Origin of the sequence: Ochrobactrum sp. XJ1 (assembly GCF_024701725.1) — a bacterium.
Classification (GTDB): Bacteria; Pseudomonadota; Alphaproteobacteria; order Rhizobiales; family Rhizobiaceae; genus Brucella; species Brucella anthropi.
Window position 1 is genome coordinate 291,311 of the sequence record NZ_VDGD01000005.1, and the last position, 11,553, is coordinate 302,863.

Sequence of the window (11,553 nt, forward strand, 5' to 3'; positions counted from 1 at the left end):
GGCAATATCTGGCGCGGAGGTCCGGGACCGACCGGCTGTGCTCTACAGCCCCCTGTTTTCTTTGATCCACTTGCCCGCCATCTCCGGCCGGGGCTTCACAGGCGAATACCCTCATGACTGAGACGACCAAAATCGATTATTCCAAAACCCTTTATCTGCCGCAGACAGAATTTCCGATGCGCGCGGGCCTGCCGCAGCGCGAACCGCTGTTCGTCGAGCGCTGGGAGGGGATGAACCTTTACAAGAAGCTGCGCGAACAGGCCAAGGATCGCCCGCTCTATGTGCTGCACGACGGTCCGCCCTACGCCAACGGCAATATCCATATCGGCCACGCACTGAACAAGATTCTCAAGGATGTTATCACGCGCTCTTTCCAGATGCGCGGATACAACTCGAATTACGTTCCGGGTTGGGATTGTCACGGTCTGCCGATCGAGTGGAAGATCGAGGAAAAGTATCGCGCCGAAGGCAAGAACAAGGACGAAGTTCCGATCAATGAATTCCGCAGGGAATGCCGCGAATTCGCGACCAACTGGATCAAGGTCCAGACGGAAGAGTTCAAGCGTCTCGCAATTCTTGGCGACTTTGAAAATCCTTACACGACAATGAACTTTCATGCGGAATCGCGTATCGCTGGCGAACTTCTTAAGTTTGCGGCCTCCGGTCAGCTATATCGCGGCTCCAAGCCGGTGATGTGGTCGGTCGTGGAACGTACTGCGCTTGCGGAAGCCGAAGTCGAATATCACGATGTCGAGTCGGATATGATCTGGGTCAAGTTTCCGGTTGCTGGCCAGAACGATCTTTCCGACAGCGCCGTTGTGATCTGGACGACAACGCCTTGGACCATCCCCGGAAACCGTGCGGTGTCGTATTCTTCGCGTATCGAGTACGGGCTTTATGAAGTTACGGAAGCTGAGAACGATTTCGGTCCGCGTCCTGGTGAAAAGCTTATCTTCGCCGACAAGCTCGCCGAAGAAAGCTTTGCCAAGGCGAAGCTTCAATTCAAGCGTTTGCGTGGTATCTCGGCTGATGAACTGGGTAAAATCGTTCTCGATCATCCGTTGAAGGGCTTTGGCGGTGGTTATGAATTCATCGTGCCAATGCTTGATGGCGACCATGTTACCGATGATGCAGGTACGGGCTTTGTGCATACTGCTCCAAGTCACGGCCGCGAAGACTTTGAGGCATGGATGAACAATGCCCGCGAACTGGAAGCACGCGGTATAGATCCGAGCATCCCGTTCCCGGTTGGTGATGACGGCTTTTATACCAAGGATGCGCCGGGCTTCGGTCCTGACCGTGAGGGTGGTCCCGCGCGGGTTATCGACGATAACGGCAAAAAGGGCGATGCCAACAAGTCTGTCATGGATCAGTTGATCGCGCGCGACAAGCTTTTCGCACGTGGTCGCCTGAAGCATTCTTATCCGCATTCGTGGCGTTCCAAGAAGCAGGTCATCTTCCGCAATACGCCGCAGTGGTTCGTCTATATGGACAAGAACCTCGGTGACGGTACGACCTTGCGTTCACGCGCTTTGAAGGCAATCGACGACACGCGTTTCGTACCGGCAGCCGGACAGACACGCCTGCGCTCGATGATCGAAGGCCGCCCGGACTGGGTGCTTTCGCGTCAGCGTGCATGGGGCGTGCCGATCTGCGTTTTTGTGGATGAAGAAGGCAACATCCTTCAGGACGATGCGGTCAACAAGCGTGTTCTCGATGCTTTTGAAGCCGAAGGCGCTGATGCATGGTTCGCCGAAGGCGCGCGCGAGCGCTTTCTCGGAAGCCGTGCCAATGAAGGCTGGACGCAGGTGCGCGACATCCTTGACGTTTGGTTCGATTCCGGTTCGACGCACACGTTCACGCTGGAAGACCGTCCGGATATGAAGTGGCCAGCTGATGTCTATCTGGAGGGCTCTGACCAGCATCGCGGTTGGTTCCATTCGTCGCTGCTGGAAAGCTGCGGTACGCGTGGCCGGGCGCCATATAATGCCGTCGTGACCCATGGTTTCACCATGGATGCGCACGGCAAGAAGATGTCGAAGTCGCTCGGTAATACAGTCACGCCACAGGACGTCATCAAGGAATCCGGTGCGGATATTCTGCGTCTCTGGGTCATGACGACCGATTATTGGGAAGATCAGCGCCTCGGCAAGAGCATCATCCAGACTAACATTGATGCCTATCGCAAGTTGCGGAACACGATCCGCTGGATGCTGGGCACGCTCGCCCACGATGAAGGCGAAAATCTTCCTCACGCTGATCTGCCGGAACTTGAACGCCTGATGCTGCACCGGTTGACTGAATTGGATGAAGTTGTTCGCTCTGGATATGATGCTTTCGACTTCAAGCGAATCGCTCGCACGCTTATCGACTTCATGAATGTTGAGCTTTCGGCCTTCTATTTCGATATCCGCAAGGACGCGCTTTACTGCGATGCGCCGTCGAGCGTTCGCCGTAAGGCTGCGCTACTGACCGTGCGTGAAATCTTTGATCACTTGACGACCTGGCTGGCGCCAATGCTGCCTTTCACCATGGAAGAAGCTTGGCTCGACCGCTATCCGCAATCGGTTTCGGTTCATGCCGAGCAGTTCCGGCCGACACCTGCCGAATGGCGGGATGATGTGCTGGCGGAAAAGTGGCGCAAGGTTCGTGCGGTGCGTCGTGTCGTTACTGGCGCTCTGGAACTGGAGCGTGCGGATAAGCGCATTGGATCGTCGCTCGAAGCTGCTCCGCTCGTCTACATTTCCGACAAGAGCTTGACCGATTCGCTCGAAGGTCTTGATTTTGCGGAAATCTGCATCACCAGTGGTATTTCATTGAGCGATGCGGCTGTACCGGAAGACGCGTTCACGCTTTCTGATGTGAAAGGCGTTGCTGTTGTGCCTGCACGCGCCGAAGGTGAAAAGTGCGCCCGTTCGTGGCGTTATACGACGGATGTTGGTTCCGATCCCGAGTTTCCCGAAGTCTCGGCGCGCGACGCTGCTGCTCTCCGGGAACTCAAGGCACTCGGCAAGCTTGAAGCTTGATGGAGTTCTGAAAATTTTACCCTCGGCGTTTCATATGTTGGGGGTATTTTCAGAAGGAAACGGCTTGCAATCCTTTCTTCGGACATGGTGAAATACCGATTAACATCGGATTGCCGCATGGGTTGCACTCATGTACAAGGCATTCCTCGGATAATTTCAAGATCTGCCTTGGAGTTGCCGGTTTCTTCAGTCAAGGCTTGCTTGAGCAAATTTTGGTGAAGATAAAATCGGCAAGCGTAAAAGAAGTGGCGCTAATGAAGATTGAAGGACGAGTTCTGGTGCTTATGACAGCGATAGCGGGCGTTTCGCTATCCGGCTGCGTTTCTTCGCCAACCTATGGAACCGACAAGACCGCAGGAGCACAGCTCTTTGACGATGTGTCGAATATGGCGAGCTTCGGACAGGGTAAGAACAATAAAGAACGGATTGACTACAAGCCTCGCCCCGACCTGGTTCGTCCGGCTCCGGGGGATAAAGGTCAGTTGCCCGCTCCGCAACAAAGCGTTGTTAGCGCCAACGATCCGAATTGGCCAGAATCGCCGGAACAACGTCGCAAGCGTTTGCGTGACGAGATCACGGCAAACCGCGATGATCCGAATTTCGTGTCGCCGGTCGTTCAGGATGGTCCGGTAGCGTCCAACATTCAGGCAGCATTGCCGCGTGGTAACAGCCGCCGCGAAGATTATGAGTCCCGTACGCCGACATTCGACCCGGCAAAGGTTGCTGCCTACAAGGCTGCACGCCAGCAGCAGGTTCAGGGTTCCTCGACGACACGCCGTTATTTGAGCGAACCGCCGCTTACTTATCGTGAGCCTGCGTCTACTGCAGCTGTCGGCGAATTGGGTACGGACGAGGCGCAGAAGGAACGTGAGCGCAAGAAGGCATCCGGCAAATCCAAGGGCTGGCGCGACTATCTGCCTTGGAACTAATTGCTCGCTGAATTTATTTTCTTGATAATAAGCCGCAGTAAATTCTATTTACTGCGGCTTATTATTTCAGTAGTTTTAGTGAATGTTTAATCTGTTTTCTTGCAGGAAAGATTATTAAATATTTTTAATGTCGGCAATTCTGACGTATATTTGATTTCAATCAAAGATTTCTTTCATGCAAATCGTATCATGCCAACTTGGGATGTAAGGTATGATTTGATGAACGATACGAACACTATCTGGGATACGCCGTCGGGATATGGTCTGATCAGTCGATCTCTTCATTGGCTGATGGCCCTCCTGTTTCTTTGGCAGTTTGCGTCAGCAATTCTACGCGTCGTGGCTAAAGATACGATGATCTACAATATCTTCTGGTCGGCTCATTACCAACTTGGTTTCGCGCTTCTGGTGCTTGTACTATTACGTGGGGTCTGGGGATTGTTGAACTCAGGTCGTCGTCCGCATAAGTCGGGCCATGTCGGCAAACTGGCTAAACTCGGGCACCTCGTTATCTACGGCCTGATGTTCGCAGTTCCTGCATTGGCTCTGCTGCGCACATATGGCGGCGGGCGAGGCTTCTCTTTTCTTGGCATCCGGATTTTCGAGCAGACCGGTGTGAAAAACGCCGCGCTGACCGCTCCGGGCAGTGCATTGCATGGTTTGCTGGGTTGGGGCCTACTTGTGATAATTGCGGGACACGTTCTGATGGCTCTTATTCATCATTTCATGCTGCGGGATAATACGCTGCGCTACATGGCCGGACACAAGGCTCTGAGCAGAAGCTAGCGCTTGTCGCGGAAGAAATCCCGCAGGATTTTCTGTGAATCCCCCTCGGAGAAACCCGCATAAATCTCCGGTACATGGTGGCAGGTGGGCTGCGTATAAAACCGTGGCCCATGTTCCACACCGCCACCTTTCGGGTCGGAGGCACCGTAATAGAGGCGACGTATACGGGCAAAAGAAATGGCGGTTGCGCACATCGCGCATGGTTCCAGCGTCACATAAAGATCGCAGTCGACCAGACGTTCGGATTGTAGGGTTTTTCCAGCCTCACGAATTGCAAGCACTTCGGCATGGGCTGTTACGTCATTGAACTCACGTGTACGATTGCCTGCTCGTGCAATGATCGTGCCGTGATGCACAATGACTGCGCCAATCGGAACCTCTCCACGTGAACCTGCAGCGCGCGCTTCTGCAAGTGCTATCTCCATGGGGGTGGCCATATTTGGGTCCGGGACTTTGGCACTCTTATTCATGGCTGTTCCATTTCGTGCATTCTTTCGGAAATTTCGCTCGCAAGCCATGAAGCGATTTGTTACTGCATAATTCCCGAAATCGAAACCGATTTGCGAACGGATTTATACAGCGTTCCTGTTTCCGGCTGTCCCTTGCCTGTCATTAAAGGTGTAAGGTGACACGGCAGCGCTGCTGAAAGGCCAATACCAGATGACTAAAGATGATGACAACAAGGATGGCAAGCGTCCGCATGGCCGTGGAGGGCGCTCCGATCGTCCCGGTCGGCCAGATCGTGACACTCGTCCGCGCCGCGATGACGGCGGACGTGACAAGCCACGTAAATTCGCACCGCGCGACGCCGAGGGGCAAGAGGACACGGGCGAACGTATTGCCAAGCGTCTGGCACGCGCAGGCATAGCTTCACGCCGTGAAGCGGAAACGATGATCGCTGCTGGCCGTATTGCCGTGAATGGCAAGGTGCTTGAGAGCCCCGCGGTCAATGTCAAGCGCACGGATATTATTACGGTCGACGGCAAGCCATTGAAGCAGACCGAGCGTACCCGTCTCTGGCTTTATCACAAGCCTGCGGGTCTTGTGACGACCAATCGCGATCCTGAAGGTCGCCCAACGGTTTTCGAGGCGCTGCCTGCCGAGATGCCACGCGTACTTTCAGTTGGTCGTCTCGACATCAATACCGAAGGTCTGTTGCTGCTCACCAATGATGGTGGGCTTTCACGCGTTCTGGAGCTGCCTTCCACCGGCTGGCTGCGCCGCTATCGCGTTCGCGCCCACGGCAAGGTCACACAGGTGCAGCTTGATGAGCTGAAGAACGGCATTGCCGTCGATGGCGTCTTCTACGGCAGTATTGAAGCAACGCTTGAGCGGGAGCAGGGTGCCAATGTCTGGATCTCTATCGGATTGCGCGAAGGCAAAAACCGTGAAGTAAAGAATATTCTGGGCGCTCTTGGTCTGACTGTTGGACGTCTTATCCGCGTTTCATTCGGTCCTTTCCAGCTCGGCGATCTTGAAGAAGGTGCCGTACGCGAAATCAAGGGACGTATCCTGCGAGATCAGCTTGGTGACAAGTTGATTGAGGATTCAGGCGCAGATTTCGATGCGCCTGTTCTGAACGAGTTTTCCAATGCTGCTGTTCAGGGACGGACTCGTCGCGACGTGGAAGATGAGGGCGAGGAAGGCGAACGCCGGCGTGGCCCGCGCGAACGTGAATGGATTTCCAGCAGTCCTCAGCGTCGTCGCGGTCGCGACGACAAGGGAGCCGAAAAGGTTGAACCGCGTCGTCGCGGAAACGCTAATGTCTGGATGGCTCCAGGTGCGCGCCCCAAGGGCGAAAATGCGGCTGCCAAGCCCGCCCGTGTCGAACGTCAAGTTCCGCATCGTTCAGCGAAATTCAGTGGCGATCTGCAGATGCGCCCGCGTCGAGCTGGTGATGAGGAGCAGGGACGCGACGAAGGTGGTGAACGCCGCTATAACAAGCGACCGGAAGGCCGCTTTGATAAGGACGCTCGTCCACAGCGTCCGCGTCCGGAAGGAAACCGCTCGGAAGAGGGACGTCCAGAGCGCCGTGAGCAGCGTGAGGATGGACGCAAGGAGCGTCGTCCCGGCAAACGCGAGCGTGCAGAATTGCGCGACGCGGAAGGCCGGACTGTAGAGCACGGTAAGGGTGGCTTCGAGGGCCGCAAGACGGGAAAGCCGGGCGGACCGCGTGGTGAAGGTCGTTTTGGTGCATCCGATCGCGATACGCGCTCAGGCCCGCGCAGCAGCGGACCGGGTAATAAACCTCGTCGTTTTGATGATGGTCCGAAGGATGGACCGCGTCGTGGACCGGGAAACAAGCCGGGTGGTAAACCAGGTGGAAAGCCGGGTGGCGGCAAGTCAGGCGGTGGCAGAACTGGAGGCGGTGGTGCGGATCGTCGGCGGTAGATTCCGCGGGCGCGCGCTCGTAACACCTTCGACCAACGCCATTCGTCCCACCACCGATCGCACACGCGAGAGCCTGTTCAACATCCTCGCGCATAATTTCCCCGACAAGGTAGAGGGCGCACGCGTCCTCGACCTGTTTGCAGGGACAGGCGCGCTTGGTCTTGAGGCCCTATCGCGCGGTGCGCGCTACGCGACCTTCGTGGAAGAATCTGCGGAGGGGCGGGGATTGTTGCGTCAGAATATCGAGGCTTTCAGTCTGCAGGGGCACACCAAGATTTTGCGGCGCGACGCCTGTCAGTTGGGTATCGTCGGTACGATGGAGCCGTTCGACTTGGTTTTTGCCGATCCGCCTTATGGGCGGCGTATGGGGGAAAAGGCATTTTTGTCTGCACTTCAAGGTGGTTGGCTTAATCCTGACGCACTTTTGGTGCTTGAAGAAGATGCGGAGGCGGCGCTCGAACTTGATGAACGATTCGTCGTGCTGGAAGAGCGCAACTACGGGGGCACGATTATTCGGCTGATCCAGTTGAAAGCCGCCGAATGAATTAGCGGACGATTCCGTTCGCATAAAATATAACATGTCGCCCGGAAAAACGGGCGGGAATGAAACCGATTGGAGATGTCGCTTGGTGAATAACCCCTCACTCCGGCGCTTGCTGTTGTCCACCGCCTTGGGTTTCGTGCTGGCTTTACCGGTGGCAAGCGGTGCAGTCCGGGCAGAAAGCCAACCTGCCGCTGCCGCCGAAACGCAACCAGCGCCCGTGTCGCCCCCAGTCGCTGAACAAACAGCGCTTCCAGAAATCATCCAGTCGGATGGGGTCAGTCATTTCACATTGCCAAATGGTCTGGAAGTGGTTGTCATCCCCGATCATCGCGCTCCAGTCGTGACCCAGATGATCTGGTACCATGTAGGGTCGGCCGATGAAGCGCCCGGCGTTTCAGGTATCGCGCATTTCCTCGAACATCTGATGTTCAAGGGTACGAAGAACCACCCAGCTGGCGAGTTTTCGGCGAAAGTCGCCTCCATCGGCGGGCAAGAAAACGCCTTCACCTCCTATGATTATACGGCCTATTTCCAGCGGGTATCTCCCGAAGCGCTGGAAATGGTAATGCAGTTCGAGTCGGACCGGATGGAAAATCTGGTGCTCAATGAAGAAGCCGTGAAAACCGAACGGGATGTCATTCTGGAAGAACGCCGGATGCGAGTTGATTCCAATCCGGCTTCCATGCTGATGGAGAATACCGACGCTGTTCTTTTCTATAACCATCCTTATCGCAAGCCTGTAATTGGCTGGCAGCAGGAAATGGAAAAGCTAAGCCTCAAGAACGCCATCGACTTTTATCAGCAATATTACACACCGAATAACGCAACGCTCATCATCGCTGGAGACGTTTCACCGGAACGCGTACGCGAGCTGACGTTGCAGACATGGGCAAAGGTGCCGAAACGCGCGGAAGTTCTGCCGCGTGAGCGTCCGCAGGAGCCCGCGAAGCACGCCGCCCGCGTCGTGACGTTGCACGATGAGCGTGTAAGCACCCCCTCATTCCGTGTGTCGTGGCTTGTTCCTTCCTATGCGAACGAAAAACGGTTTCCGAATGTAAAACCAGGGGATGCCCCCGCCCTCGATCTACTGAGCGAAATTCTCGGCGGTTCGTTGCGTTCACGCCTTTATCAGGAATTGATTGTCAAGCAGGGTATCGCTGCCAATACGGGCGCGAGCTATGGTGGCGATGCGCTTGATGACGGCACGTTTTCTGTATATGGCGCGCCGCGCAATGGCGCGACGCTTGGCGATGTCGAAAAAGCCGTTGAAGCCGAAGTGGCACGGATCATCAAAGACGGCGTAAGCCAGACCGAGCTCGATCAAGCTCGCAATCGTTTCCTGAAAGCGGTTATCTTTGCACGCGACAGCCAGACAGGTATGTCCCGGATTTATGGCTCGTCACTGTCTGTTGGGCAAACGGTTGACGATATCCAGAAATGGCCGGAGGTCATCAAGGGTGTCACAGTCGATCAGATCAAGGATGTGGCGACGCGTTATCTCGTTAAAGACCAATCGGTAACGAGTTACCTGCTTCCTCCGGACGCCGAGCCGGAGAGCGCTCGCGAGAACCCGGATGCGTCAGCGGGAAGCGCCGGGGCCAATGGTGCGGGAGGAGCGATCCAGTGAAGAACATTCTTACGTTGAACTTCAGACGTGTTTTCGACTTTCGCTATGCCGGGTCGGCTGTGGGTGTTCTTGCCGCATCCGTGACATTGCTGATCGTGTGCGCCTTGCCGGCGCGCGCAATCGAAATTCAGGAAGTTGTTTCGCCAAAAGGTATTCATGCCTGGCTGGTAGAAGACGATTCAGTCCCGCTTATTTCCATGCGGTTCTCATTCAAGGGTGGCACATCGCAGGACCCTTCCGGGAAGGAAGGGTTGGCTAACCTGATGACAGGGCTGTTCGACGAGGGCGCGGGTGATCTGAAATCGGATGCGTTTCAGGAGAAGATAGACAATCTGGGCGCGGAAATGAGCTTTTCTGCAACACAGGATTCCGTTTCGGGTGGTATTCGCATGCTCGCGGAAAATCGCGACGCAGTCACAAACTTGCTTGCTCTTTCTGTCAACAAGCCTCGCTTCGACCAGGATGCAATTGATCGTATTCGACAGCAGGTGGTTGCGAGTATCGAATCCTCACAACGCAACCCTTCGACGATTGCATCGCGTAAGTTCTCCGAAGTTCTCTACGGGAACCATCCTTATGCGCGTCCCGACGATGGCACGGTGAAATCACTGCAGTCGATCACGCGTGACGATCTGGTGAACTTTCACCGCAAGAACTTTGCGCGTGACCGTCTGACTATCGGCGTTGTGGGTTCGATCAATGCGAAGGATTTGGGGGCGTTGCTGGATAAGGTGTTCGGCGATCTCCCCGCGATGGCCGAACTGGTTCCTGTACCCGATGCCAAACTGGCACTTGGCACGACGACCAGTCTCAATTTCGATATGCCGCAGACCTCGATCAGCTTTGTCTATCCGGCTATTCCGCGCAAGGATCCCGAATTCTTTGCAGCCTATCTGATGAACCATATTCTGGGTGGTGGCTTTACATCGCGTCTTTATGCCGAAGTGCGTGAAAAGCGTGGCCTTGCCTATTCGGTATCGTCATCCATGGTCATGCGCGATCACGTTTCGGCATTGATGATTTCGACTGCGACCCGTCCTGACAAAGCGCAGGAATCCCTGAAGATTATCCGCGAGCAGGTTGCTGCTATGGCCGCGGACGGGCCCACGGAAGAAGAACTCGCTGCTGCCAAAAACTTCCTCAAGGGATCTTACGCCGTCAACAATCTGGATTCATCCGCCGCTATTGCTGAAACTCTCGTTAGCTTGCAGGAAGCAGAACTTCCGCGTGATTATATCGACAAGCGTTCGGGGTTGATTGATGCTGTAACGTTGGATCAGGTCAAGGCTATTGCCAAGAAACTGCTTGAAGCGGAACCGGCAATATTGATTTTCGGCCCGGCCCAAAGCTAAAAGGTGCCAAATTGGAAAAGGCAGTGCCGTCATCGCCCCGAATTGCCGTCGCTTTCGGCGGAGGTGGGGCACGCGGCATTGCCCACATCCATATTGTCGAGGTGCTCGATGAACTTGGTATCAAACCGGTTGCAATTGCAGGCTCGTCGATAGGTTCGATCGTTGGCGCCGGAATGGCGAGCGGCATGACGGGCAAGGAAATTCATGAATATATGGCGGCGATTTTCAATCGCCGCTCCGAAGTCGCAAAGCGTATGTGGCAAACCCGCCCTGCGCGCTGGGTAGAATTGCTGAAAGGTGGCTTGCGCGTCAGCCAGTTCAATATCGAAAAGGTGCTGGACGTCTTTTTGCCTGCAAGCCTGCCGATGAATGTAGAAGAGCTGAAAATCCCGATGACTATCACAGCGGCGGACTTTCACGCCGCTCGGGAAATCCATATTCGCGATGGCGATCTGCATTCGGCCATCGCGGCATCCTGTGCCATACCACCAGTTTTCGCACCAGTACGCCGGGATGGCCGCATTCTGGTCGATGGCGGTTTGTTCAACCCCGTGCCCTTTGATCTGCTGTTTGATGAGGCTGATATTGTCATCGGTATCGACGTTGTCGGCACGCCGGTCGGACCAGATGACTATATGCCTACCACGTTCGAGGCAGTGATCGGAGCGAACCAGCTGACCATGTGCTCCATCATCGAAAACAAATTTCGAATTCGCCCCCCGCACATTTTCATTCGCCCTAATGTCGAGCGGATCGGTCTTCTGGATTTCCTGAAGTTCGAACAGATATTGTCACAGAGCGCCAGTGTTCGCGACGAACTGAAACGTGCTCTCGAACTGACAGTCGAGGGAAAAGTGGTGCCGATAAATTCAACGCTTGCAACCTGAATCTACCGGCT

Annotated in this window: 9 protein-coding genes; 8 read left to right on the forward strand and 1 reads right to left on the reverse strand. The window is 55.2% G+C overall.

All coding sequences use genetic code 11. The features are described 5' to 3' along the window. Positions 1-113 precede the first annotated feature (113 nt). The 3 genes from ileS to FG152_RS11125 all read left to right on the forward strand — a co-directional run bounded on the left by ileS (position 114) and on the right by FG152_RS11125 (position 4,741). Positions 114-3,026, forward strand: coding sequence for an isoleucine--tRNA ligase (ileS, locus tag FG152_RS11115; protein WP_010660996.1), 2,913 nt, complete (start codon positions 114-116; stop codon positions 3,024-3,026). Between the two features lie 254 nt (positions 3,027-3,280). Then, on the forward strand, positions 3,281-3,955 hold the full coding sequence (locus tag FG152_RS11120; RefSeq protein WP_010660997.1) for a hypothetical protein: 675 nt from the start codon (positions 3,281-3,283) through the stop codon (positions 3,953-3,955). A 219-nt stretch (positions 3,956-4,174) separates the two neighbouring features. After that, a complete protein-coding gene (locus FG152_RS11125) occupies positions 4,175-4,741 on the forward strand; it encodes a cytochrome b (RefSeq protein ID WP_029376218.1) in 567 nt (188 codons plus the stop codon). Here the strand turns inward: FG152_RS11125 and FG152_RS11130 are convergent. Further along, positions 4,738-5,211 (reverse strand): nucleoside deaminase, encoded by a 474-nt coding sequence (locus FG152_RS11130; RefSeq protein ID WP_010660999.1) that lies wholly within the window; start codon positions 5,209-5,211, stop codon positions 4,738-4,740. The two genes, FG152_RS11125 and FG152_RS11130, sit on opposite strands and share 4 nt — an antisense overlap. 190 nt (positions 5,212-5,401) lie before the next feature. Here FG152_RS11130 and FG152_RS11135 point away from each other — a divergent pair, with 190 nt between their 5' ends. The 5 genes from FG152_RS11135 (at position 5,402) to FG152_RS11155 (ending at position 11,542) form a co-directional block, all read left to right on the forward strand. After that, positions 5,402-7,132 (forward strand): pseudouridine synthase, encoded by a 1,731-nt coding sequence (locus tag FG152_RS11135; RefSeq protein WP_010661000.1) that lies wholly within the window; start codon positions 5,402-5,404, stop codon positions 7,130-7,132. Next, positions 7,113-7,676: a 16S rRNA (guanine(966)-N(2))-methyltransferase RsmD gene (rsmD, locus tag FG152_RS11140; RefSeq protein ID WP_010661001.1), complete on the forward strand. Its 564-nt coding sequence runs from the start codon at positions 7,113-7,115 to the stop codon at positions 7,674-7,676. The genes FG152_RS11135 and rsmD overlap by 20 nt, the downstream gene beginning before the upstream one ends. Before the next feature lie 85 nt (positions 7,677-7,761). Beyond that, positions 7,762-9,303, forward strand: a complete 1,542-nt coding sequence (locus FG152_RS11145) for a M16 family metallopeptidase (protein ID WP_010661002.1) — start codon at positions 7,762-7,764, stop codon at positions 9,301-9,303. A 5-nt stretch (positions 9,304-9,308) separates the two neighbouring features. After that, positions 9,309-10,655 carry a M16 family metallopeptidase gene (locus tag FG152_RS11150; protein ID WP_235691860.1) on the forward strand — a complete coding sequence of 449 codons (1,347 nt, stop codon included), beginning with the start codon at positions 9,309-9,311 and terminating at the stop codon, positions 10,653-10,655. 11 nt (positions 10,656-10,666) lie between these two features. Next, on the forward strand, positions 10,667-11,542 hold the full coding sequence (locus FG152_RS11155; RefSeq protein WP_029376221.1) for a patatin-like phospholipase family protein: 876 nt from the start codon (positions 10,667-10,669) through the stop codon (positions 11,540-11,542). Positions 11,543-11,553 lie beyond the last annotated feature (11 nt).